We start from the raw sequence: 25,474 nt of genomic DNA on the forward strand, positions 1-25,474 counted from the left end.
ACTTCTCCCCACATTTACTTGTGAAGGGAACAATGAAACTGAATGAGTTCAACAATGCTTTTCAAACTGAACAGCAATGTCTTGCATATATAGAAAATTTGAAAGAAAACAAATGTATTAGGTGTTCTAGTTTTAATTTGAACTTCTGATTTAAAAAGAATAAGATGTTTGAAATGTAATCAAACATTTAGTATTCGCACGGGTACCATATTTTCAAGGTCACAAACATCTTTAAGATCATGATTTTACCTCATCTTTAGATGAATAAACACCAAATATGGAATTCCGTCAACTGATGTTTCAAAAGAATTGGGAGTGACCTTAAAAACAGCATGGAGAATGGGTCATAAAATTAGAACACGTATTGCAAAACAAGAACCTCAATTTATTCTTGAAGGCACAGTGCAAATTGATGAAATGTATCTTTCACATATGGCTTTTAAAAAACAAGGAAGATCCTTGAAAAATAAAACATTGATTGTTGGTATTTATGAAAAAACAACTAATAATTTAATTGTGAAAGTATTGAAAAATGCAAAGAGTAAAAGTCTTTTGAATTTTGCAAGAAGCCACATTTCTTCAAAATGTCATGTATATACTGATGATTGAAAAGAATATTGCGATTTCAAATTGGTTTTCGCAAAACATAAAACAGTTAACCATCAAGATGGTTATGTTTCAAAAACTGGTGTAAATACCAATCAAATTGAATCAGTTTGAAAACATATAAGAAGAACATTTAAAATACATATCAAAGTTGCAAAACATCATGTTTATTTATATGCCAAAGAAGTTGCATATAAATTCAACAAGATACCTAGTTTTGAAATTGTAATGTTGTGTTTAATTTAAAAATGTGGGGAGAAGTCCGTAGATACGCTTTTCTCAGCATTTATGTGATAAAATTAAAAAATAGTACATAAAGGGAGAAAAGCGATAAAAATTATTAAATTGTTCTTTTTACTTAAAATAATTAATAAAATAGCAGAAAAATTTAATATTATGTTACTATTAAAATAAAATTAATAATACCTAAAATTTATAAGATATTAATGAGAGGTTAAAACTTATGTCAAGCAATAATTATAAAGTAACTTTTATTCGTGACGCTATACACAAAAATATTAATATCAGCGAACCCGTTATTCAGGCGTTAATATCTTGTAAAGAATTTCAAAGATTAAGATGAATTAATCAACTTGGTGGGGTGCAAATTGCTTTTCCTAATGCGACTCATACTAGATATGTTCATAGTATCGGTGTTTATCATATATTAAATCGTGTCCTTAGTGAGGTTGAAGGTTCTTCTTTACTTAATAAAGAAGAAAAAACAAACATTAAAATTGCTGGTTTATTACATGATTTAGGACACGGTCCTTTTTCACACACTTTTGAAAAAATCATAAATCTTAATGTTAATAAAAAAGAAAATTTTACTCATGAAGATTATACTTGTGCTATTATTAATGATAATAGTACTGAAATTAACATGATTTTAAAACAATTTAATATTAATATTAATGCTATTATTGGTATCCTTAAGAAGGATTATAAAAATTATCCTAAATATCAAATTCAATTGGTATCATCGCAATTAGATTGCGATCGTATTGATTATTTAATGCGTGATGGATATTTTACAGGAGTTGGTTATGGAAGTATTGATATTGATTGAATTATTACGAATATGATAATTGATATTAAAGAGGGTTTAGTTTTTTCATACAAGGCAATTTCTGCTATTGAAAATTATTTAATCACAAGGTTCCATATGTATTCTCAAGTTTATTATCATAAAAGTGGAATCCTTTTTGATCTTTATTTACAAAAATTATTTTCAAGAATAACTGAATTATATTTTGATAAAACTTATTCATTTAAAGTCAATATTCATGATTTTATTGCTATTTTTGAGGGAAAAAGTGTTGAAATACAAACATATTTAAATTGAACAGATGCTACTTTAATTAAGTTAATGCAAGATATTATTAATTTTGAAAAAGATAATGAGTTAGTAAAAATATCAAAAGTAATTTTATTTTGTTTTAACTGAGAAAGTGAATTGTTATTATTAACAAGTCAAAATAGCACTAATGTTATTGGTGTTAAACAAGATTTAAAAAATGTACTTTATTATTTTAAAAAAGATCCAATTATTATTAAAACAAAAAACGAAGAGTATATTACTTTAGAAAAAATTTCACAAATTTTGCAAGATCCAATTAAAGCAGCAAATACAATTTATTTTTTAAAAAAGAAATAGAAATTTAAAAGTATTATAAAACGAGGTAATTATGAAAATTTTAAAATCAATTAATAAAGTTTTTGACTATCCAAATATTTTAGATTTAACGCCAGGAGATTTTTACTTAAATTCACATGAATATCATTTAGCAACGCAAGAAGTAATAGTGATATTGGGTGTATTAATTAATAAAGAAAAGATTGAAAATGCTATTAAAACTTTAAATTTTACTTGAATAAACTTTAAAGAAAAAGTAATTGTTTATTTTTCTATTTTTGCCTATCTTATAATAGGTAATGAATATAATGATTTAAAATCAGTTAAAATAAATCAAATTAAATTTAAAGATAATACGTTAAAACTTAAATTTAATGAAACATTACTTATAATGATTAATAAGTTTCCAAGAACTTTGCATTTAACTAATGTTTTGGGTAATGATAATGATCGCGCTAATATGTATGCAGTTAACGCTATTTTAAATATTAAAAAAGGTATTGGATATGATAATTTTCATATTACTCTTTTTTCAGTATATCAATCGTTAGAATTAAAACTAAAGCATTGTTTAAGAAAATATATTCAAGTTGAACCTTCGGCTAGTAAGAAAAAATTTAATTTTCATAATTTAATACGATTAATTAAATTAATTAGTACTACAAGAGTTGAAAATGAAGAAATGAGTAAAATATTATTAAATTTAAGAGAACGTTTACGTTATTTTGAACAAATTAATCCTGGTGGTCAAGCAGCAAGATATGAAGCTGAAATAAATCATAATTATTTTCATAATTTAAATTCATATATAATTAATGAGCAAGAATTATTAAGTAATTTTGTCAAAGCTTTAAGTTTATTACAAGAATTATATTTAAAATTAATAGAATTATATAAAGATGATAATACTAAAGTTAAAATGCAAAAAAAAATTGATTCGGAATTAGTTAAAGTTTCAGGAATTAATATCGAGGATGATCCAAAAAAAATTAATGATAAATTAAGAAATGTGCTTGATAATCAAATTTTTGGTAACTATCAAGAATTAATTGATTTAAATTACAATGATGTTGCTATTTTGGAATTTTTAATTAGAATTGGTTTTATACAGTATGTTAATAATACAATTGAGCAACTTTTATAAAAAAGTATTTATTTTTATTTTTTTATATGATATAAATTAAATTTATGAGTATAATATTTTAGATATTGAAAGGGGTCTGAACTGTGGATAGTTATGTTATTAATGAACTCACTACTATTATTCTTGATGCAGTAGCATTTGCAAATTATGAAGTAGAATTGAATCAGGTTGTTATTGAAATTAATAAAAATAATGACTTAGGTGATTATTCTACATCAATAGCAATGATATTAGCAAAGAAATATAAACAAAAACCATTAGACATTGCCGAAATTATAGTTAAAAATATTCATCAGAAACACCCATTAATTAAAAAAATTGATTATATTACTCCTGGTTTTATTAATATTAATATTAATGTTGAAGTATTTAGTTTGTTATTAATGAAAATTATTAATGAGAAATCATTATATGGTCAATCTAATAAAAAAAATATTACTTATAATATTGAATTTATTAGTGCTAATCCAACGGGACTTTTACATTTAGGGCATGCAAGAAATGCGGCTATTGGTGATAGTTTAGCTAATATATTAGAACATAGAGGATATAATATAGTTAGAGAATACTATATTAATGATGCTGGTAATCAAATTAATGTTTTGGCCAATTCAATTTTCATAAATTATCAAAATCTTTGTGGCAATGCTTTTGAATTATCAAAAGAAAGTTATCGTGGTTTTGAAATTTTAACTGCTGCACAATCATTTTTGAAATTAAATGGTAATAAATTTGCAAATAAACCTTTTGATGAAACTTCTTCTTTAATTTTTAAAGAATTTGGTATTAATTATATGCTTTCAGAAATTAAAAAAGATTTAAAAAAATTTAAAGTTAAAATTAATATTTGATTTTCTGAATCGTTTTTATATAAAGAAAATGTTATTTCTAATTTAATCAAACAATTTGAAATGCAAGGTAATACTTATCAACTTGATGGTGCTATTTTCTTAAAAACTACTTTGTTTGAAGATGATAAAGATCGTGTAATTGTTAAGAAAGACAAAACTTACACATATATGCTTCCTGATTTAGCTTATCATCATATTAAGTTTCAACGTAGTGATTTGTTAATTAATATTTGAGGAGCAGATCATTATGGATATATTCTACGAATTAAAGCAGGATTATATATGCTTAATAATGATGCCAGTAAACTTGATATTTTATGTATGCAAATGGTAAAGGTTATTGATAATGGCAAAGAACAAAAAATGTCAAAAAGAGCAGGAACATCAATAACTTTAAGACATATGATAGATTTAATTGGAAAGGATGCTTTACGTTATTTTTTAGTATCAAGATCAGTTGAATCACATCTTGATATTGATTTAGCACTTGCTAAACAACAATCTAACGAAAATCCTGTTTATTATGCTCAATATGTTCATGCGCGTATAAATCAAATTATGGAGAATTATCCAAAATTTAAAATTGCAAATAGTATTAATTTATTAACAGAACAAAAGGAAAAAGAATTATTGATTACATTAGATGAATATATAATTATTTTGCAAAAAATTGAAAAACAGCATCAAACACATTTGCTTACAAATTATATTCAAAAATTAGCTAAGTTATTTCATTCTTATTATAATAAACATAAAGTTATTAGTGAAGATCAACAATTAACAACTCAACGATTAACATTAGTTTTAGCAATAAAACAAATAATGGCCAATGCTTTAAATTTAATTGGTGTGGATGCGCCTAAAAAGATGTAAAAAATATATTTTTATTATTTATAATATACAATTTAGAAGGTGATTAAGAAATGCAAAACAAACAAACATTAGTAGAAGTAGCATATAGTTTTTTATGCAAAAAGAAAAAAAGTAGTTTAAATGAAATTTGAACACATGTTAAAAAACAATGTAATATTTCTAAAGAAGATGAAGAAAAAATTGCTGGTGAACTTTATACTGGAATTATTTTAAATACCAATTTTTTCTTAAAAAATGATAAACTTTGATATCCACGTAATGAAGTTTCATTAGAAGAAATTAAAGAACATATGACAAGAGTAGAAATTCCAAGTAATACAAAAGAAGAAATTGATAGTACTGAAACAGTTACAGATAATGATGAAACTATAGATTTAAGTGAAGACGTAGAAGATGATGATTTAGATACCATTAGTATTCAACCATTAGAAGATAGTTATGATGATGAATAATAATGATATTATTAATTAATATTTAGGAGAAAACTAATGAATTCAAAGTATATATTTATTACTGGTGGTGTTGTATCATCTTTAGGTAAAGGAATTACAGCAGCATCGCTTGGGCGTATATTAAAGCAAAAAAATCTTAAGATTTTTATGCAAAAATTTGACCCTTATATTAATGTTGACCCAGGTACTATGAGTCCTTATCAACATGGTGAAGTATATGTAACTAGTGATGGTGCTGAAACTGATTTAGATTTAGGTCATTATGAACGTTTTATTGATGAAAATCTGACTAGAGACTCCAATATTACTGCTGGAAAAGTATACCAAACTGTTTTAAAAAAGGAACGTGATGGTTTTTATGAAGGGAAAACTGTACAAGTTGTACCTCATGTTACTGATGAAATTAAAAAACACATTTTTAATTCCGCAATTAATAGTAAGGCTGATGTTGTTATTACCGAAATTGGTGGAACAGTTGGTGATATTGAATCATTAGCTTTTATTGAAGCCATTAGACAAGTTAAAAACGAAAAAGGTCATGAAAATGTTATTGTTATTCATACTACATTAATTCCTTATTTACATTCAGTTGGTGAATTTAAAACGAAACCCAGTCAACATTCAGTAAAAGAAATATTATCATTAGGTATTCAACCTGATATTTTGGTTTGTCGTAGTGAAACTATGCCACCTGATCATATTTTTGATAAATTATCTTTATTTTGTAATATTAAACGCAGTCATGTTTTAGCAATTCCTGATTGTGATAATATTTATAAAGTGCCATTATCTTTGGAACAACAAAAAATTGATGAAGTAGTTTCAGAATTATTAAAATTAAATAAAACTAAACCAGATATGTCAGAATGACATGCAATTGTTAAAAAGTTAGATAATATTAATCAAGAAGTTACTGTTGGTATTGTGGCAAAATATTCGAATTTAAGTGATGCTTACTTATCAGTAATTGAATCATTGAAAATTGCAGGTTATAGTCTTAATACTAAAGTTAATTATAAAATTATTAACGCTGAAAGTTTAGATAGTAAAAATATTAGTTCTATGCTTTCTCCTTTCCAAGCAATAATTGTTCCTGGTGGCTTTGGTAATCGTGGTGTTGAAGGCAAAATCAATGCAATTAATTATACTCGAGTTAATAAAATTCCTTTCTTGGGATTATGTTTAGGTATGCAGTTGGCTTGTATTGAATATGCTCGTAATGTATGTAACTTACAAGATGCTAATTCTACTGAATTTAATAAAAAAACTAAAAACCCTATTTTTGATTTATTACGTGGTAAAAATAAAAGTGATCAAATTGGGGGAACTTTAAGACTGGGTAATTATCCAACCACTTTAATTAATGATTCATTAGCAAAATCTCTTTATAAACAAACTATTATTATTGAACGTCATCGTCATCGTTATGAATTTAATAATAGTTATAAAACATTACTTGCAAAAAATGGATTAATTTTTAGTGGTATATATAATAAAGAAGATTTAGTAGAAGTGATTGAGTTGCCAAAAAAAGTACATCCTTTCTTTATTGCAAGTCAGTTTCATCCTGAGTTCACATCAAGAATTAATAAACCAAATCCTTTATTTTTAGGATTAATTAAAAGTATTATTAAAAAATAATGATAAAGTAAGAAAATTTAATTTTAAAATTATTAAATCTTTATGAATTGTATATTCTCAAAATATATATGCAACTAGATTTTTTATGAAAATATATAATATAAGGTTATAATATTTTAAGAAAGAAGGAAAAGAAATGAATAAATTTGTTAGTGCAAAAAATATGATTGATAAAGCAAAAGCAGGTAAATATGCCGTTGCTCATTTTAATATTAATAATTTAGAATGAACAAGATCTATTCTTGAAGTTGCACAAGAAACTAAATCATCTGTTATTTTAGGTGTTTCAGAAGGTGCTATTAAATACATGGGTGGATTTAACACAGTTGCTAGTATGACTTTAGCGTTATTGAATGATTTGAATATTACTATTCCAGTAGCATTACATTTAGATCATGGTCAATCAGTAGATTCTTGTAAGAAAGCGTTAGATGCTGGTTTTAGTTCTGTTATGTTTGATGGTTCTCATTTAGATTTTAATGAAAATATAAAAGGTACTAAAGAAGTAGTTGTTTATGCTAAGAAAAAAAATGCATCTGTTGAAGCAGAAGCAGGTACTATTGGTGGCGAAGAAGATGGAATTATTGGTAGTGGTGAAATTGCTAGTGAGGAAGATTGTAAATCATTGGCGGCTTTAGGAATTGACTTTTTAGCAGCCGGAATAAATAACATTCATGGAAAGTATCCTAAAAATTGAGATGGTTTAAATTTTGATGTGTTAAAAAATTTATCAGTAGCTTCAAATAAACCAATGGTATTACATGGTGGTTCTGGAATTCCAAAAGATCAGGTTAAAAAAGCTATTAATTTAGGAATTAGTAAAATTAATGTTAATACTGAATTACAAGAAGTGTTTGCCACAGCTATTGAAAAATATGTTACAGAAGGAAAACTTAATGAAGATAAAGGGTTTGATCCTAGAAAAATTTTTAAATCAGGAATGGAAGCAATTAAACTTAAAACTAAAGAGTTACTAACAGAATTTGGTTCATTAGGAAAATCTTAAAAGAAATGGTCATATTAGTAATAATATGACCATTTCTTTTAAGATTTTCCTTAAATTAAGATAATTTTCAAATATGAAAATTACTTTTATTATCAATAACTTGTGATATTTTTTCATTACTTAAAATATCAATTATTACTTCGACCTTAATAGCAACTTTCGCGTCTAACATATGACCACCAATTACGTTAAAATTATCATCACCAAAAGTAGTATGACAATGAATAATTGGTTTATTTGTATCTTTTTCATCTCAAATGATTGTTCCAATTGTTGATAACAATTCATATTGTTCAAGAAAAGTTTTTTTTACATAATCATTACTTTTTTTAGGAACATAGCCTAAAGTGACATTAGTAACAGCACCAATCATTTGGAATAGTGCCATTCCTATTTTTTCTTTAATAGCAAATTGTTCTAAAGTTTTAATAATCATTTCATCTTTTTCAATAATTAATGCATACTTATTTCCGATCATTTTTTTAATTTTCATAATAAGAATCTCACCTTTCTTTTAGCAGTATTTTAACATATTTATTAATAGCAATAATGATTAAATTTGATTATTATAGGAAAAAAATATTTTTCTTTTTGTAATAAAAATTATTTTAAAAAGAAAATATATTAATTTTAAAATTAATAGGTATAATAAAACTAATATTTAAACTAAGGAAGTGATAAAGTTGAAAACTAATGGTTTAGTAATTGCTATTGGTAATGATCATACCGCTTATGAATTTAAACAACCAATTATTAAATTTTTACATACAGAAGGCTATCAAATTTTAGATTTAGGAACAAATAGCAGTGAACCTGTTGATTATCCTAATTTTGGTTTTAATGTTGCAAATGCTATTGTTAGTAAAAAAGCAGATTTTGGTATTGTAATTTGTGGTACTGGTATTGGTATTAGCATTGCTACCAATCGTATTAATGGTGTTCGTTGTGCTCTTTGCTATGAAGAAGAAACAGTAAGATTAGCAAGGCTTCATAATGACGCTAATGTTTTAGCACTAGGTGCTAGAATTATTTCTGATTATAAAGCAGTAGAACTTGTGAAATTATTTTTAAATACTAAAACAAGTGATGAAAAAAGACATCAATTAAGAGTTGCAAAACTAAAATAATTTTACTATTAAATTATTAAAGAGAGGATGTTTAAAAATGGATAAATCTTTTAATAAGGGTCTTGACTCAGAATTAAAAAAAATTGTGAAAGATGAATGACAACGTCAACAAAATCATATTGAATTAATCGCTTCAGAAAACTATGTATCACCAGCTGTACTTACACTTGCTGGGACAATATTAACTAATAAGTATGCAGAAGGTTATCCAGGGAGAAGGTATTATAATGGTTGCGAAAATGTTGATAAAATTGAGAATTTGGCAATTGAACGTTTTAAACAATTATTTAATTGTAATCATAAACCAGGTCAATGTAAAAAAGGTAATTTTCATGCTAATGTACAACCTCATTCTGGTAGTCAAGCTAATGCTGAAGCATATGCTGCTATATTAAGTCCAGGTGATACTATTCTTGGTATGGAACTTGATGCTGGTGGTCATTTAACTCATGGTTATAAAATTAATTTTTCTGGTAAAATTTATCACGGTGTTAATTATGGTGTAAGTAAAAAGGATGAGTATTTAGATTATGATGAAATTTTAAAAATTGCTAAAGAATGTAAACCAAAAATTATTGTAGCAGGAGCTAGTGCTTATTCAAGACTTATTGATTGATCAAAGTTTCGTAAAATTGCCGATACTGTTGGAGCATATTTAATGGTTGATATGGCGCATATTGCTGGATTAATTGCTGCTGGATTACATCAAAATCCTATTTGTTATGCTGATATTACAACAACAACAACTCATAAAACATTAAGAGGACCACGTGGTGGTGCTATTCTTTGTACTGAAGAATTAAAAAAGAAAATTGATAGTGCGGTATTTCCTGGCAATCAAGGTGGACCATTGGAACATATTATTGCAGCAAAAGCACAAGCTTTTTATGAAGCATTAATGCCAGAATTTAAAACTTATCAAATGCAAGTAATTAAAAATGCTCAAGCATTAGCAAAAACTTTTCTTGATGCAAGATTTCATGTAGTGGCGGGTGGAACTGATAATCATTTATTAACTGTTAATGTTACTAATATTAACAGTTTAAATGGTAAAGAAGCTGTTGATATTTTAGAAAAGATTAATATTGTTGCTAATAAGAATGGTATTCCCTTTGATCCTTTACCAGCTGTTATTACTAGTGGTGTTCGTTTTGGTAGTCCAGCAATGACAACGAGAGGTTTTAAAGAAGAGCAGTTTATTGAATTAGGAAAGATTATTATTAGTGCTTGAAAATTACCTAAGGGTATTAATGATGATGCTTTAAATGAGTTAAGAAAAAAAGTTGATATGCTTTTAAAAAAATTTCCCATTTATGAAGATATAAAATTACCTCAATAATAAAAATAATTATTTTATTTTTTTGAATCTTTAATTTCTTTCATTTTTTCAATAAAATTACGCTTTTCTCCCTTTATGTACTATTTTTTAATTTTATCACATAAATGCTGAGAAAAGCGTATCTACGGACTTCTCCCCACATTTTTAAATTAAACACAGCATTACAATTTCAAAACTAGGTATCTTGTTGAATTTATATGCAGCTTCTTTGGCATATAAATAAACATGATGTTTTGCAACTTTGATATGTGTTTTAAATGTTCTTCTTATATGTTTTCAAACTGATTCAATTTGATTGGTATTTACACCAGTTTTTGAAACATAACCATCTTGATGGTTAACTGTTTTATGTTTTGGGAAAACCAATTTGAAATCGCAATATCCTTTTCAATCATCAGTATATACATGACATTTTGAAGAAATGTGGCTTCTTGTAAAATTCAAAAGACTTTTACTCTTTGCATTTTTCAATACTTTCACAATTAAATTATTAGTTGTTTTTTCATAAATGCCAACAATCAATGTTTTATTTTTCAAGGATCTTCCTTGTTTTTTAAAAGCCATATGTGAAAGATACATTTCATCAATTTGCACTGTGCCTTTAACAATAAATTGAGGTTCTTGTTTTGCAATACGTGTTCTAATTTTATGACCCATTCTCCATGCTGTTTTTAAGGTCACTCCCAATTCTTTTGAAACATCAGTTGACGGAATTCCATGTTTGGTGTTTATTCATCTAAAGATGAGGTAAAATAATGATCTTAAAGATGTTTGTGACCTTGAAAATATGGTACCCGTGAGAATACTAAATGTTTGATTACATTTCAAACATCTTATTCTTTTTAGGCATTGGTTAGATAAGTTTACTTTCTTGTCTTCAAATCTGTACAAATTGATTTGGAGGCATTTTCAATCTAATAACTATTCTATCATTGTTTCAATATCTAATAAATTTTTCTAATATTTTATTAAAACTTTCCATACTTTCAAAAGTGCTACCAAACATCATTTTAAAATCTCTTTTAATTCAACGATTTAAACATTCACTAACTTGATTACCTTTAAAACCTGATAGACTTTTTGAATGAATTAGATTAGTACTTGTATTAAAAACTTTACTAACAATTGCTTGTATTAGCAGAACCTAAATCTGATTGAATAGTCGTAAAATTACATTGTTTAGCACTCGCTAATTCTATTTGATTAACCACATTTAACACAGTTTTGGCATTTTCACTTTTGTTTATTTTTCAGCCAACAATTGAATTACTGTACATATCAGTAGCAAAAACAACTAATAATTTTGTTTTTTTATCACCAATAATTATATTTTTAAATCATGTGCCATCCATACCAACTTTTTCAAGAAAGTTATTACTTGAAAAATTACGTTTTAATAAATCTTTATTATTTTTTAAATCACTATTTTCTACTACTCTATTTGTTGATTTAGGTTCTAATAATAATTTAATATTATTATCTTTTAATATTTGTTTTATGCTTGTTTTACTGCATTTAAGACCTTTATTTTTTATTTTTAACTCTAATCTTACTTTTTCAAAACTAGTGATATTAATGTACTTTTTTTCATTTTTAATGAGAACTATTTTGTTTATTGCTTGTATCAAATTATCATTAATTTTTGATTGATATTGCTTTTTACCTTTTTTTACTCATAAATAGTATGCTGTTTTGCTAATAGCTATGTAAACAATAATTTTATTTAATTGATGACCTTTTTGCTTATATTTTTCTACTATTAAAAAACACTTATATTTTAATAATTTACTATTTTTTCCCCTTGTTAATTTCTTTTCACAGGCTAATTGCTCCTTTAAAAGTTCTTTTTCAACCTCATCTTTTAAAGCTTGTTTTCTAAGTTTATCAATTTCTTTGTTTAATAGTTTAATTTCAATATCTTTCTTATCGATCCTGTGAGAAGTTTGGGATTTAGAAATTTTGGTGAATGCATTTTCACCTTTAATTTGATATTGGTTAACCCAATTATAAATTAATACTGGAGTTGATAATTTATATTTGACTTGAATTTCATGTATTTTTAGTTTTTTATCAACTAAATACTCATTAACAACGGCTAATTTTGTTTCTTTTGAATAAACTTTATAATTCATAATTTCTCCTTCTGTATTAATTATTTTTAATTATATTACAGATTGAAAATATTAATTGGTAAACTTAAGTGACTGATGCCAAATCTCAATTCATAACATCTTCTACTAATACCATTAATGAACCAATAATTTTAGGAGTTGCTAATGGATTAATTAATAATTGTTTTGAACTTAAAAAGAAATTTTCTACAATAACTAATATTTTTTTATTATCAAAATGATGTTGAATTGTTAAAAAGTATTCTTAAAACAAATTTTTACTTTCTAAAACTGTTTTAGTTTTTAATGTTTCATTAAAAACAATATTATTGGTTTCATTTGAATATATAACAATTCCATTATTACCAATACCAGCAGGGTCAATCCCAATAATTGAGTCATATTGCATTATTAATCAAATTCTCCACTATTGATTTTTTGAATTAATGAATAATATATTGCATCATTATTTGCATTTCTATATCCATCATTTTCAATTTTATTTTCTAAATATGTAATGAATTTTGCTTTATCAATAAAGTTCTCAAATCTTTTTCATAAACCGTTATATAATCTATCATTATTTTGTTTAAGTAGTTCTATTTCCAACTTTAATGAATTAATTTCTTGGTCTTTATAAGAAAATATTTTTTCTTTATTCATATTAATCACTTCTACAATCAATCACAAACATATCCATATGGTTTTGTATAATCCAAATGTTCTTCAATATCATAATCATCTTCATATTTTTTAATATCATGTTGTTGTGATTCTTCTTCTGTTTTAAAATAATAAGTCATATTTAAATAATCATCATTATATAATTCGTCACATTCTACACATCTTTTTCTTCTTTTTTTAATTTTATTATCAATCTTTCTTAGTGCTTCATAATCAAGAATTTCTATTGCCATAATAATCATTTCCTAATATGTCCTTTATGTTAGAAGCAACAGGACATATATTTTTATATTATTAATAACTACTACTATTCGTTTTATTAATTCCAGCAATTCTGGGCTCAAAAATAAATTGTGAAATTTTAAAAAACATTGATGCATTCGATTCAATATTTATTTAATTTATGTTTAATAAATTAATATTTTAATTGAACCGGCACCGCTCAATTTTTTTTACAAGTTTGAAATTTATTTTCTCGCCCAAAAAATTTTTCAAAAAAAATAAAAAATAACGGAATTTTACGTTTATTGGCAATAACTTATATACATTATTATTTCTGAAAACTATAATTAGATATTAGTAAAATAAAATCTAATTAAAGGTGATTGAAAATGAATATTTTAGACATAATAAATAAATTTCCAAACCAAGAATCTTGTATAAAATTTTTAGAAGAAATAAGATGAAATAACAAACCAAAATGTCTTTTTTTGTTTTAGTGAAAAAGTTAACTCTGTTTTAAAAGAGTGGCGTTATAAATGCAAAAAATGTCATAAGTCTTTTAGTGTAATTGCTCAAACTATTTTTCATCATACACGTGTACCACTTCAAAAGTGATTTATTTTAATAGTATTAATGGCTAATGCTAAAAAAAGTTTATCATCATCTCAAGCTTCAAGAGACTTAAATTTACGTTTAGCAACTGTATGAAAAATGATGTATAAAATTAGAAAGGCAATGGCTAATGATGAGATTAAATTATTAGCAAAAATATTAGAGATGGATGAAACATATGTGGGTGGAAAACCGCGTAAATATAATGATGTTGATAATAAAAATAACTCATTACGTGGTAGAGGAACTAGTAAAGAGTGTGTTGTTGGCATTATTGAACGAAATGGTAATGTTAAATTATTTCATGCAAAAAATAAAAGTATTAAATCTGAAGATTTAATGAAAATAGTTAAAGAAAATGTTGATATTAACAATTCTATTCTTTTTACTGATGAATATCGTGGATATTATAAAATGAATAAAATTTTACCACATGAACAAGTTAATCACAAAAAATATTTTTCTTATAATGGTATTCATACAAATACAATAGAAAGTTTTTGAGCAATATTAAAAAGAGGTTTTATCGGCCAATTTCATTGAGTTTCAAAAAAATGACTCCAATCTTATTTAAATGAATTTTGTTTTAAATATAATAACCGTAAAGAAAAAATCACATTTAAAAATATCATAATTAAATTATTTATTAAGAATTAAGTGTTAACCAATAAGCGTAAAATTCCGAAAAATAAAACCAACACTTGCTCACTGGGGAGTGACAAGGTTGGTTAAATAAAGAATAGAATTAATATAGTAGGTTCCCTAGCAGGTCTATATATACTAGTTTCCAATTCGCTCCCACCCCAAGAATTACCATTACTGGTTAGTATAATTTATTAGGTATCACTCCACTTATTATTTATCCATGCAAGTCCACATGTTTTGGCCACTATTTTTAACAACTGTGTTGTGGTTCACTGTTTTAATTCCCTAACACGTGTTGATAATAGCGTTAAAGACTGTTATTAATTATTAACTTTCTCCTACTTGGTCACTGCGTGTAGTAGATATTTAAAGGGTACTAATAATAAAAATTTTAAAATTTTACAATTACAAAAAAAGACAAGATGTTATTCTCGTCTTTTGTCATTTATTTTTAATTTAAGGGTTTAAAAAAGAAAGGAGCTAATTTTAAAACTTTTTAGTTATAGACATCTTCGCCACGCTCCCACATTTTTTTATATAAAAAAAGTTACCAATAAGGGCATCAGTCACTTAAGTTTACCAATTAATATTTTCAATCTGTAATATAATTAAAAATAATTAATACAGAAGGAGAAATTATGAATTATAAAGTTTATTCAAAAGAAACAAAATTAGCCGTTGTTAATGAGTATTTAGTTGATAAAAAACTAAAAATACATGAAATTCAAGTCAAATATAAATTATCAACTCCAGTATTAATTTATAATTGGGTTAACCAATATCAAATTAAAGGTGAAAATGCATTCACCAAAATTTCTAAATCCCAAACTTCTCACAGGATCGATAAGAAAGATATTGAAATTAAACTATTAAACAAAGAAATTGATAAACTTAGAAAACAAGCTTTAAAAGATGAGGTTGAAAAAGAACTTTTAAAGGAGCAATTAGCCTGTGAAAAGAAATTAACAAGGGGAAAAAATAGTAAATTATTAAAATATAAGTGTTTTTTAATAGTAGAAAAATATAAGCAAAAAGGTCATCAATTAAATAAAATTATTGTTTACATAGCTATTAGCAAAACAGCATACTATTTATGAGTAAAAAAAGGTAAAAAGCAATATCAATCAAAAATTAATGATAATTTGATACAAGCAATAAACAAAATAGTTCTCATTAAAAATGAAAAAAAGTACATTAATATCACTAGTTTTGAAAAAGTAAGATTAGAGTTAAAAATAAAAAATAAAGGTCTTAAATGCAGTAAAACAAGCATAAAACAAATATTAAAAGATAATAATATTAAATTATTATTAGAACCTAAATCAACAAATAGAGTAGTAGAAAATAGTGATTTAAAAAATAATAAAGATTTATTAAAACGTAATTTTTCAAGTAATAACTTTCTTGAAAAAGTTGGTATGGATGGCACATGATTTAAAAATATAATTATTGGTGATAAAAAAACAAAATTATTAGTTGTTTTTGCTACTGATATGTACAGTAATTCAATTGTTGGCTGAAAAATAAACAAAAGTGAAAATGCCAAAACTGTGTTAAATGTGGTTAATCAAATAGAATTAGCGAGTGCTAAACAATGTAATTTTACGACTATTCAATCAGATTTAGGTTCTGCTAATACAAGCGAAATTGTTAGTAAAGTTTTTAATACAAGTACTAATCTAATTCACTCAAAAAGTCTATCAGGTTTTAAAGGTAATCAAGTTAGTGAATGTTTAAATCGTTGAATTAAAAGAGATTTTAAAATGATGTTTGGTAGCACTTTTGAAAGTATGGAAAGTTTTAATAAAATATTAGAAAAATTTGTTAGATATTGAAACAATGATAGAATAGTTATTAGATTGAAAATGCCTCCAAATCAATTTGTACAGATTTGAAGACAAGAAAGTAAACTTATCTAACCAATGCCTCTAATTAAAGGTGATTGAAAATGAATATTTTAGACATAATAAATAAATTTCCAAACCAAGAATCTTGTATAAAATTTTTAGAAGAAATAAGATGAAATAACAAACCAAAATGTCTTTTTTGTTTTAGTGAAAAAGTTAACTCTGTTTTAAAAGAGTCGCGTTATAAATGCAAAAAATGTCATAAGTCTTTTAGTGTAACTGCTCAAACTATTTTTCATCATACACGTGTACCACTTCAAAAGTGATTTATTTTAATAGTATTAATGGCTAATGCTAAAAAAAGTTTATCATCATCTCAAGCTTCAAGAGACTTAAATTTACGTTTAGCAACTGTATGAAAAATGATGCATAAAATTAGAAAGGCAATGGCTAATGATGAGATTAAATTATTAGCAAAAATATTAGAGATGGATGAAACATATGTGGGTGGAAAACCGCGTAAATATAATGATGTTGATAATAAAAATAACTCATTACGTGGTAGAGGAACTAGTAAAGAGTGTGTTGTTGGCATTATTGAACGAAATGGTAATGTTAAATTATTTCATGCAAAAAATAAAAGTATTAAATCTGAAGATTTAATGAAAATAGTTAAAGAAAATGTTGATATTAACAATTCTATTCTTTTTACTGATGAATATCGTGGATATTATAAAATGAATAAAATTTTACCACATGAACAAGTTAATCACAAAAAATATTTTTCTTATAATGGTATTCATACAAGTACAATAGAAAGTTTTTGAGCAATATTAAAAAGAGGTTTTATCGGCCAATTTCATTGAGTTTCAAAAAAATGACTCCAATCTTATTTAAATGAATTTTGTTTTAAATATAATAACCGTAAAGAAAAAATCACATTTAAAAATATCATAATTAAATTATTTATTAAGAATTAAGTGTTAACCAATAAGCGTAAAATTCCGTAAAATTTTACTACATGAACAAGTTAATCACAAAAAATATTTTTCTTATAATGGTATTCATACAAGTACAATAGAAAGTTTTTGAGCAATATTAAAAAGAGGTTTTATCGGCCAATTTCATTGAGTTTCAAAAAAATGACTCCAATCTTATTTAAATGAATTTTGTTTTAAATATAATAACCGTAAAGAAAAAATCACATTTAAAAATATCATAATTAAATTATTTATTAAGAATTAAGTGTTAACCAATAAGCGTAAAATTCCGTAAAATTTTACTACATGAACAAGTTAATCACAAAAAATATTTTTCTTATAATGGTATTCATACAAGTACAATAGAAAGTTTTTGAGCAATATTAAAAAGAGGTTTTATCGGCCAATTTCATTGAGTTTCAAAAAAATGACTCCAATCTTATTTAAATGAATTTTGTTTTAAATATAATAACCGTAAAGAAAAAATCACATTTAAAAATATCATAATTAAATTATTTATTAAGAATTAAGTGTTAACCAATAAGCGTAAAATTCCGAAATTAATCTTTTGGTTTTTTTTCAAAATCTTCTCCATCTTTTTCTAATCCTTTGATTGGACAAAGTAGAGGATAATTTTCTTTACAATAATCACAATGTCATTTTTTCTTTTTGAAAATTTCTTTAAATTTTTTAAACATTATATTTTTTTCTCTTTCTTTTGATTATTTTTTTGTAAGTATATTTTATTCTTGTTTAAGTTCTGTTCATGAGCCAGTAGTGTTAGTCACTACTTTTCATCCTGTATTACTATTTTTGAATTTAGTTTTTAATTAATTAAAATTCTCAATAATTTTTTCAGATAAAGTATATAAATCTTCGTTTGAAATATAATCTTTTCAACCACTTGCATCTCATTCGGGAAATCTAGAAATAATATTAAAAATTTCAGTTTTATTTTTATTAGTATTTAAAATGTTTTGTCATTCATATTGGCTTATTGCAATTTTTAAAGTATCATGTCATAAAAATTTATAATATTTTTCTATTATATTTTATCGTGAGTATTTGGTGAAAATTGTGGTGCTAGAAAAGACAATTCCTTAGGTGCTTCATGATAAGTTACTATAATTCCATACATATTATATCCACGTACATTAATTAAAGATGAAAAATTATTTATTAATTTTTCAGTTAATTCATATATGCTAATCTTTTCTCTTCCATTACCTTGATAAGGAAAAGATGAAGTATCATAGTATATTTTTTCTTTTAATTTTTCAAGTTAATTTAAAGAAAAAAGCTTAAATCAAGTATCTAAAGTACTACTTTTTATATACACTAAAATGTTGCAGGACTTTTTCAATTTTCTTTTCAGACATTACAAATTTTATCTTCACCATCATATTTTATTGGTTCATTATTTAAAATATTTGTAGTTTTAATTTCGGTGTTTAAAATAGAATTTAAGTTTCCTGTGCTTGTTGCAAATGTTAAAAGACTTACTGTTGTTAATAGTGTTTTCATAATCATCCCACCTTTTTAGTTTCTTTAATTTATATAAAAATTATTTTAATTTTCTGTCTAAAATTTTACTATATTCTAAGTAAAATAAAATATAAACGATAATAACTGAATTTTTAAACATTGGATTTATTTGATAACTAAACTTTAAATTTTTTAAGAAATTTATTATAATTTTTTTATACTTATAAAAATCAAAAAATAAGTATACTATTTATATTGTTTTATAATAATTTTAATTATATAAAAGTTTTATTTTATTTAAAATAATATGGTATTCTATATAGAATATTTTAAAGGAATATAAATTTATGTTTAAATTAAAAGCACCTTATAAACCAACAGGTGATCAACCTGAAGCAATTAGAAAATTAGTAGTAGCTATTAAGAATAATATTAAATACCAAGTATTATTAGGAGCCACTGGTACGGGTAAAACTTTTACGATGGCCAATGTTATTGCGCAAGTGCAAAAACCAACTTTAATTTTAGTACATAATAAAACATTAGCTATGCAATTATATGGAGAATTGAAAACTTTTTTTCCTGAAAATCGCGTTGAATATTTTGTTTCATATTTTGATTTTTATCAACCTGAGGCATATTTACCAAAAACTGATACTTATATTGATAAAAATTCTAAACAAAATCAAGAAATTGAAATGTTAAGATTAAGTGCTTTAAATGGTTTATCTATTAGTAAAGATGTTATTGTTGTGGCATCAGTAGCAGCAATTTATGGTCAACAAGAACCAACAGCATATAAAGATAACTTTTTTGAATTGAGAAAAGGACAAAAAATTAATAGAAAAGATTTATTATTAAGACTAATTAAAAATGGATATATACGTAATGATGTTACATTAGAACCTGGTAGTTTTAGTGCAAAAGGTGATTTAATAAAGTTAGCTCCATCTTGAAATGATCAATTTTATTTAAGAATTAGTTTATTTGGTGATGAAATTGAAGAAATAGCACGTATTGATACATTAGGTGCTAATGTTTTAGAGCGTTTTCCTTTTATTACAATTTTTCCTGCGCAAAATTATATTACTAGTAAAAATCGTGTTGATCAGGCAATTATTAAAATTACTGAAGAGTTAAAAATAACATTAGCACAACTAAGAAAAAATAATATGTTAGTAGAAGCGCAAAGATTAGAACAAAGAACAGAACATGATTTAGAATCCTTAAAAGAATTTGGTATTTGCAGTGGTATTGAAAACTATTCTCGTCATTTAGAAAATAGAGAAGTGGGTTCAGCACCTTATACTTTAATTGATTTTTTTCCAGATGATTTTTTAACAATTATTGATGAATCTCATATGACATTACCGCAAATTAGAGGAATGTATAATACTGATCGCAGCAGAAAAGAAACATTAGTAAAATATGGCTTTCGTTTACCTAGTGCTTTGGATAATCGTCCTTTAAATTTTAATGAATTTTCTAATAAGTTAAAGCAAGTTATTTATACTTCAGCAACTCCTGCTGATTATGAATTATCTTTAATTAAAAATGAAGTTGAACCCTTTAATGTACCAGTTCAACAAATTATTCGTCCCACAGGTTTATTAGATCCAACAATTGAAATTAAACCAACTAAAAATCAAATGGAAGATATTATTAATCAAATAAAATTACGAACAAAAAATAATGAAAGAGTATTTATTACTACTTTAACAATTAGAATGGCAGAAGAATTATCAAATTTTTTACAAGAACAAAAAATTAAAGTTGCTTATATTCATAATGAATTAAAAACATTAGAACGTACTAAAGTTTTGTTAGATTTAAGAAAAGGTGTTTTTGATGTTATTGTTGGTATTAATTTATTACGTGAAGGATTAGACGTACCAGAAGTGTCATTAATCTGTATTTTGGATGCTGATAAATCTGGTTTTTTACGTAATACTAAATCATTAATTCAAACTATTGGCCGAGCAGCACGAAATGTTAATGGTCATGTTATACTATATGGAGATATTAAGACAGAGGCAATGACACAAGCAATTGAAGAAACACAAAGAAGAAGAGAAATTCAACTTGCTTATAATAAAAAACATAATATAGTACCAGTTACTGTTAAAAAACCGTTGAGTGAAATCGTAAGTACTAGAGAATTAGATGTTGATTTAAAAATTTTAAATTCAAGTAAAGGTAAAATAAAAATAGCTGCTAAAGCAAAGATAATTGCTGATTTGAGAGTTGAAATGTTACAAGCAGCTAAAGATTTAAATTTTGAAAAGGCAGCTTCACTTCGTGATTTAATTTTGAGTATTGAAAGTGAAAAATAAAGGAGTAAAATAAGTTGACCAATAAAGCACAAAAAGGTATTTTGATAAGTCCAAATACTAAAATTAATCCTAATATACCAACAATGTTTTTAATAAAAAATTACGGAATTTTACGTTTATTGGCAATAACTTATATACATTATTATTTCTGAAAACTTTAATTAGATATTAGTAAAATAAAATCTAATTAAAGGTGATTGAAAATGAATATTTTAGACATAATAAATAAATTTCCAAACCAAGAATCTTGTATAAAATTTTTAGAAGAAATAAGATGAAATAACAAACCAAAATGTCTTTTTTGTTTTAGTGAAAAAGTTAACTCTGTTTTAAAAGAGTCGCGTTATAAATGCAAAAAATGTCATAAGTCTTTTAGTGTAACTGCTCAAACTATTTTTCATCATACACGTGTACCACTTCAAAAGTGATTTATTTTAATAGTATTAATGGCTAATGCTAAAAAAAGTTTATCATCATCTCAAGCTTCAAGAGACTTAAATTTACGTTTAGCAACTGTATGAAAAATGATGCATAAAATTAGAAAGGCAATGGCTAATGATGAGATTAAATTATTAGCAAAAATATTAGAGATGGATGAAACATATGTGGGTGGAAAACCGCGTAAATATAATGATGTTGATAATAAAAATAACTCATTACGTGGTAGAGGAACTAGTAAAGAGTGTGTTGTTGGCATTATTGAACGAAATGGTAATGTTAAATTATTTCATGCAAAAAATAAAAGTATTAAATCTGAAGATTTAATGAAAATAGTTAAAGAAAATGTTGATATTAACAATTCTATTCTTTTTACTGATGAATATCGTGGATATTATAAAATGAATAAAATTTTACCATATGAACAAGTTAATCACAAAAAATATTTTTCTTATAATGGTATTCATACAAATACTGGATCGGCTACAATTTATTGGACACTAATTATGTAGACAAATAACAATATTTGTTAAAAGAAAGGAAATATAATTATGGCCAATATTACTTCATATACAGATGAATTTAAAAAACAAATAGTAGCTTTATATCAAAGTGGCAAATCAGTATCTTGTCTTGTTAAAGAGTACAATGTTACAAGAGCAGTTGCATATAAATGAATTAAGCAATTTACTAATTCGGGAAGTTTTAAAACTAAAGATAATCTTTCTGATTTAGAAAAACAATTAATTCAAATGAATAAAGAATTAAAACAATTACGAATGGAAAATGATATTTTAAAGCAAGCAGCACTAATAATAGGCAGAAAGTAGAGATTATTGCAAATAATAAATGAAAATATAAGATTCGCCCAATGTGTCGTTTTTTAAAAATTTCTAAATCAACATATTATTTTAATTTAAAGAAAAAAGAAGATAAAATCAAAAATAATATTTATGATCAAGCTGTTATTAGTGCTTTTAAAGAAAACAAATGTGTTTATGGAACAAGAAGATTAAAAGTCATACTAGAAAAACAAGAAATTTATTTATCAAGAAGAAAAATTAAAAAAATTATGGATAAACATAATTTAATGTCAAAATACACTAAATTATCATTTAAAAATCATCGTAATAAAGTAAATAATGAACAAATCACTAATATTGTTAATAGAAACTTTAATAATAGAATTAAAAATGAGGTGATTGTCAGTGATCTTAGTTATGTTGAAGTTAATGGTAAATGAAACTATATTTGCTTATTAATAGACCTATTTAACCGCGAAATTGTTGGACATAGTGTAGGTACTAAAAAAGATGCATCATTGGTATATCAAGCATTTATGCAATCAAATCGCTGTTTAAAAGATATGCAAATATTTCATAGCGATCGAGGTAACGAATTTAATAATAAAATTATTAACAAACTTTTATTAGCATTCAATATTACCCGCTCTTTAAGTAAAAAAGGTTGTCCTTATGACAATGCTGTTGCTGAAGCAACTTTTAAAACTTTCAAGACTGAATTTATTAATGACAAAAAATTTACATCATTAATACAGTTAAAATTAGAATTATTTGATTATATCAATTGATATAACAATATAAGAATCCACAGCACTTTAAACTACTTAACTCCCATTAAATATCAAGAAAAAATGTCTACCAAAAAATAGTCCTAAAAAGGGTTGCCATTTCATACAATAGAAAGTTTTTGAGCAATATTAAAAAGAGGTTTTATCGGCCAATTTCATTGAGTTTCAAAAAAATGACTCCAATCTTATTTAAATGAATTTTGTTTTAAATATAATAACCGTAAAGAAAAAATCACATTTAAAAATATCATAATTAAATTATTTATTAAGAATTAAGTGTTAACCAATAAGCGTAAAATTCCGAAAAATTATATTACTAAATCTAAAATTTTTATTGGTGATTATACTTATTATCATGATTTTAATGGTGAACAAGCAGCTATTGATTTTGAAAATAAAAATATAATTTATCATTTTCCAAATATGATAGATGATGAATTAATTATTGGTAAATTTTGTTCAATTGCGCAAGGTGTTTTATTTATAATGAATGGTGTTAATCATAATTATTGTGCAGTTTCAACGTTTCCTTTACCATTATTTTATAAATCATTAAATTTATCAGAAGTTACAGAAAAAGATAAATTAGATAAATTTCCGATTAAATCACCAACGGTGATAGAAAATGATGTTTGAATTGGTCATGATGTGACTCTTAAGAGGGGTAACTATTGGTAATGGGGCAGTAATTGCAGCTAAAAGTGTAGTTACAAAAAATGTGCCTCCTTATGCAATTATTGGTGGTAATCCCGCTAAAATTATAAAATATCGTTTTTCTAAAAAAATAGTTCAAAAATTACAAAATATAAAATGATGAGATTGATCTATTGAAAAGATTGTTGAAAATTCAGATTTGTTAAAACAAAATTTTGATAATAAAATAACGCTTTTCTCCCTTTATGTACTATTTTTTAATTTTATCACATAAATGCTGAGAAAAGCGTATCTACGGACTTGTCCCCACATTTTTAAATTAAACACAGCATTACAATTTCAAAACTAGGTATCTTGTTGAATTTATATGCAGCTTCTTTGGCATATAAATAAACATGATGTTTTGCAACTTTGATATGTGTTTTAAATGTTCTTCTTATATGTTTTCAAACTGATTCAATTTGATTGGTATTTACACCAGTTTTTGAAACATAACTATCTTGATGGTTAACTGTTTTATGTTTTGGGAAAACCAATTTGAAATCGCAATATCCTTTTTAATCATCAGTATATACATGACATTTTGAAGAAATGTGGCTTCTTGCAAAATTCAAAAGACTTTTACTCTTTGCATTTTTCAATACTTTCACAATTAAATTATTAGTTGTTTTTTCATAAATGCCAACAATCAATGTTTTATTTTTCAAGGATCTTCCTTGTTTTTTAAAAGCCATATGTGAAAGATACATTTCATCAATTTGCACTGTGCCTTCAACAATAAATTGAGGTTCTTGTTTTGCAATACGTGTTCTAATTTTATGACCCATTCTCCATGCTGTTTTTAAGGTCACTCCCAATTCTTTTGAAACATCAGTTGACACAATTCCATGTTTGGTGTTTATTCATTTAAAGATGAGGTAAAATCATGATCTTAAAGATGTTTGTGACCTTGAAAATATGGTACTCGTGAGAATACTAAATGTTTGATTACATTTCAAACATCTTATTCTTTTTAAATCAGAAGTATTCAAATTAAAACTAGAACACCTAATACATTTGTTTTCTTTCAAATTTGCTATATATGCAAGACATTGCTGTTCAGTTTGAAAAGCATTGTTGAACTCATTCAGTTTCATTGTTCCCTCCACAAGTACATGTGGGGAGAAGTCCGTAAAATATTACAAGAACTCGTAAAAT

General features: G+C 24.9%; 30 protein-coding genes. 19 read left to right on the forward strand and 11 right to left on the reverse strand.

From position 1 onward, the window contains the following. The first annotated feature begins 20 nt into the window (after window positions 1-20). From AAHM85_RS05365 to fba, 8 genes are all read left to right on the forward strand, one after another. Complete coding sequence (locus AAHM85_RS05365) at window positions 21-179, forward strand: hypothetical protein (protein ID WP_342261289.1); 159 nt, start codon at window positions 21-23, stop codon at window positions 177-179. Continuing rightward, the gene (locus AAHM85_RS05370; RefSeq protein WP_342261290.1) at window positions 169-852 is read left to right on the forward strand and encodes an IS1595 family transposase; all 684 of its coding nucleotides are present in this window, start codon (window positions 169-171) and stop codon (window positions 850-852) included. The genes AAHM85_RS05365 and AAHM85_RS05370 overlap by 11 nt, the downstream gene beginning before the upstream one ends. A gap of 217 nt (window positions 853-1,069) precedes the next feature. After that, window positions 1,070-2,263: an HD domain-containing protein gene (locus AAHM85_RS05375; protein WP_342261291.1), complete on the forward strand. Its 1,194-nt coding sequence runs from the start codon at window positions 1,070-1,072 to the stop codon at window positions 2,261-2,263. 31 nt (window positions 2,264-2,294) lie between these two features. After that, window positions 2,295-3,386: a hypothetical protein gene (locus AAHM85_RS05380; RefSeq protein ID WP_342261292.1), complete on the forward strand. Its 1,092-nt coding sequence runs from the start codon at window positions 2,295-2,297 to the stop codon at window positions 3,384-3,386. Between the two features lie 83 nt (window positions 3,387-3,469). After that, complete coding sequence (gene argS, locus AAHM85_RS05385; protein WP_342261293.1) at window positions 3,470-5,110, forward strand: arginine--tRNA ligase; 1,641 nt, start codon at window positions 3,470-3,472, stop codon at window positions 5,108-5,110. Between the two features lie 50 nt (window positions 5,111-5,160). Then, on the forward strand, window positions 5,161-5,562 hold the full coding sequence (rpoE, locus tag AAHM85_RS05390; protein WP_342261294.1) for a DNA-directed RNA polymerase subunit delta: 402 nt from the start codon (window positions 5,161-5,163) through the stop codon (window positions 5,560-5,562). Between the two features lie 36 nt (window positions 5,563-5,598). Next, entirely contained in the window at window positions 5,599-7,203 is a 1,605-nt protein-coding gene (locus AAHM85_RS05395) for a CTP synthase (protein ID WP_342261295.1), read from the forward strand. Window positions 7,204-7,339: 136 nt separating this feature from the next. Continuing rightward, entirely contained in the window at window positions 7,340-8,209 is an 870-nt protein-coding gene (gene fba / locus AAHM85_RS05400) for a class II fructose-1,6-bisphosphate aldolase (protein ID WP_342261296.1), read from the forward strand. A gap of 55 nt (window positions 8,210-8,264) precedes the next feature. Here fba and AAHM85_RS05405 read toward each other — a convergent pair whose 3' ends face one another. Next, window positions 8,265-8,702 (reverse strand): PPC domain-containing DNA-binding protein, encoded by a 438-nt coding sequence (locus tag AAHM85_RS05405; protein ID WP_342261297.1) that lies wholly within the window; start codon window positions 8,700-8,702, stop codon window positions 8,265-8,267. Between the two features lie 205 nt (window positions 8,703-8,907). Here AAHM85_RS05405 and rpiB point away from each other — a divergent pair, with 205 nt between their 5' ends. Together rpiB and glyA are read left to right on the forward strand one after the other, a co-directional pair. Next, entirely contained in the window at window positions 8,908-9,336 is a 429-nt protein-coding gene (rpiB, locus tag AAHM85_RS05410) for a ribose 5-phosphate isomerase B (RefSeq protein WP_174480264.1), read from the forward strand. 37 nt (window positions 9,337-9,373) lie between these two features. Beyond that, complete coding sequence (gene glyA / locus AAHM85_RS05415; protein ID WP_342261298.1) at window positions 9,374-10,675, forward strand: serine hydroxymethyltransferase; 1,302 nt, start codon at window positions 9,374-9,376, stop codon at window positions 10,673-10,675. Between the two features lie 144 nt (window positions 10,676-10,819). Here the strand turns inward: glyA and AAHM85_RS05420 are convergent, their stop codons facing one another. The 6 genes from AAHM85_RS05420 to AAHM85_RS05445 form a co-directional block, all read right to left on the reverse strand. After that, window positions 10,820-11,503, reverse strand: coding sequence for an IS1595 family transposase (locus AAHM85_RS05420; protein WP_342261299.1), 684 nt, complete (start codon window positions 11,501-11,503; stop codon window positions 10,820-10,822). A 25-nt stretch (window positions 11,504-11,528) separates the two neighbouring features. Then, window positions 11,529-11,684, reverse strand: a complete 156-nt coding sequence (locus AAHM85_RS05425; protein WP_342261300.1) for an IS3 family transposase — start codon at window positions 11,682-11,684, stop codon at window positions 11,529-11,531. A 109-nt stretch (window positions 11,685-11,793) separates the two neighbouring features. Beyond that, window positions 11,794-12,807, reverse strand: coding sequence for a hypothetical protein (locus AAHM85_RS05430; RefSeq protein WP_342261270.1), 1,014 nt, complete (start codon window positions 12,805-12,807; stop codon window positions 11,794-11,796). A 244-nt stretch (window positions 12,808-13,051) separates the two neighbouring features. After that, window positions 13,052-13,195, reverse strand: coding sequence for a hypothetical protein (locus tag AAHM85_RS05435; protein ID WP_342261301.1), 144 nt, complete (start codon window positions 13,193-13,195; stop codon window positions 13,052-13,054). Between the two features lie 2 nt (window positions 13,196-13,197). Continuing rightward, window positions 13,198-13,449, reverse strand: a complete 252-nt coding sequence (locus tag AAHM85_RS05440; RefSeq protein ID WP_342261159.1) for a hypothetical protein — start codon at window positions 13,447-13,449, stop codon at window positions 13,198-13,200. Window positions 13,450-13,460: 11 nt separating this feature from the next. Further along, entirely contained in the window at window positions 13,461-13,703 is a 243-nt protein-coding gene (locus AAHM85_RS05445; protein ID WP_342261302.1) for a hypothetical protein, read from the reverse strand. 619 nt (window positions 13,704-14,322) lie between these two features. Here AAHM85_RS05445 and AAHM85_RS05450 point away from each other — a divergent pair. The 3 genes from AAHM85_RS05450 to AAHM85_RS05460 all read left to right on the forward strand — a co-directional run bounded on the left by AAHM85_RS05450 (window position 14,323) and on the right by AAHM85_RS05460 (window position 17,776). Then, a complete protein-coding gene (locus AAHM85_RS05450) occupies window positions 14,323-14,961 on the forward strand; it encodes an IS1595 family transposase (RefSeq protein ID WP_342261697.1) in 639 nt (212 codons plus the stop codon). Between the two features lie 626 nt (window positions 14,962-15,587). Beyond that, window positions 15,588-16,868: an IS3 family transposase gene (locus AAHM85_RS05455; protein ID WP_342261236.1), complete on the forward strand. Its 1,281-nt coding sequence runs from the start codon at window positions 15,588-15,590 to the stop codon at window positions 16,866-16,868. 29 nt (window positions 16,869-16,897) lie between these two features. Continuing rightward, window positions 16,898-17,776 carry an IS1595 family transposase gene (locus tag AAHM85_RS05460; RefSeq protein ID WP_342261303.1) on the forward strand — a complete coding sequence of 293 codons (879 nt, stop codon included), beginning with the start codon at window positions 16,898-16,900 and terminating at the stop codon, window positions 17,774-17,776. A 560-nt stretch (window positions 17,777-18,336) separates the two neighbouring features. Here AAHM85_RS05460 and AAHM85_RS05465 read toward each other — a convergent pair. Together AAHM85_RS05465 and AAHM85_RS05470 are read right to left on the reverse strand one after the other, a co-directional pair. Then, window positions 18,337-18,474, reverse strand: a complete 138-nt coding sequence (locus AAHM85_RS05465) for a hypothetical protein (protein WP_252320481.1) — start codon at window positions 18,472-18,474, stop codon at window positions 18,337-18,339. Window positions 18,475-19,114: 640 nt separating this feature from the next. Then, window positions 19,115-19,300, reverse strand: a complete 186-nt coding sequence (locus tag AAHM85_RS05470) for a hypothetical protein (protein ID WP_342261304.1) — start codon at window positions 19,298-19,300, stop codon at window positions 19,115-19,117. A gap of 308 nt (window positions 19,301-19,608) precedes the next feature. Here AAHM85_RS05470 and uvrB point away from each other — a divergent pair, with 308 nt between their 5' ends. From uvrB to AAHM85_RS05500, 6 genes are all read left to right on the forward strand, one after another. Continuing rightward, window positions 19,609-21,594, forward strand: coding sequence for an excinuclease ABC subunit UvrB (gene uvrB, locus AAHM85_RS05475; RefSeq protein ID WP_342261305.1), 1,986 nt, complete (start codon window positions 19,609-19,611; stop codon window positions 21,592-21,594). Between the two features lie 203 nt (window positions 21,595-21,797). Further along, window positions 21,798-22,544, forward strand: a complete 747-nt coding sequence (locus AAHM85_RS05480; protein WP_342261306.1) for an IS1595 family transposase — start codon at window positions 21,798-21,800, stop codon at window positions 22,542-22,544. A 39-nt stretch (window positions 22,545-22,583) separates the two neighbouring features. After that, a protein-coding gene (locus tag AAHM85_RS05485) for an IS3 family transposase (RefSeq protein ID WP_425289706.1) occupies window positions 22,584-23,704 on the forward strand; the annotation gives its coding sequence in 2 pieces (ribosomal slippage) (window positions 22,584-22,827 and window positions 22,827-23,704; 1,122 coding nt in all). Between the two features lie 12 nt (window positions 23,705-23,716). Next, complete coding sequence (locus AAHM85_RS05490; RefSeq protein WP_342261307.1) at window positions 23,717-23,899, forward strand: transposase; 183 nt, start codon at window positions 23,717-23,719, stop codon at window positions 23,897-23,899. Further along, the gene (locus tag AAHM85_RS05495; protein ID WP_342261308.1) at window positions 23,900-24,301 is read left to right on the forward strand and encodes a hypothetical protein; all 402 of its coding nucleotides are present in this window, start codon (window positions 23,900-23,902) and stop codon (window positions 24,299-24,301) included. Continuing rightward, on the forward strand, window positions 24,267-24,551 hold the full coding sequence (locus AAHM85_RS05500) for a hypothetical protein (RefSeq protein WP_342261309.1): 285 nt from the start codon (window positions 24,267-24,269) through the stop codon (window positions 24,549-24,551). Before AAHM85_RS05495 ends, AAHM85_RS05500 begins: the two co-directional genes overlap by 35 nt. Before the next feature lie 40 nt (window positions 24,552-24,591). Here AAHM85_RS05500 and AAHM85_RS05505 read toward each other — a convergent pair whose 3' ends face one another. Together AAHM85_RS05505 and AAHM85_RS05510 are read right to left on the reverse strand one after the other, a co-directional pair. Further along, window positions 24,592-24,813, reverse strand: a complete 222-nt coding sequence (locus AAHM85_RS05505) for a transposase (protein WP_342261310.1) — start codon at window positions 24,811-24,813, stop codon at window positions 24,592-24,594. A gap of 21 nt (window positions 24,814-24,834) precedes the next feature. After that, window positions 24,835-25,425, reverse strand: coding sequence for an IS1595 family transposase (locus tag AAHM85_RS05510; RefSeq protein ID WP_342261311.1), 591 nt, complete (start codon window positions 25,423-25,425; stop codon window positions 24,835-24,837). Window positions 25,426-25,474 lie beyond the last annotated feature (49 nt).

Source organism: Spiroplasma endosymbiont of Notiophilus biguttatus (genome assembly GCF_964030985.1).
Lineage (GTDB): Bacteria > Bacillota_I > Bacilli_A > Mycoplasmatales > VBWQ01 > Spiroplasma_E > Spiroplasma_E ixodetis_A.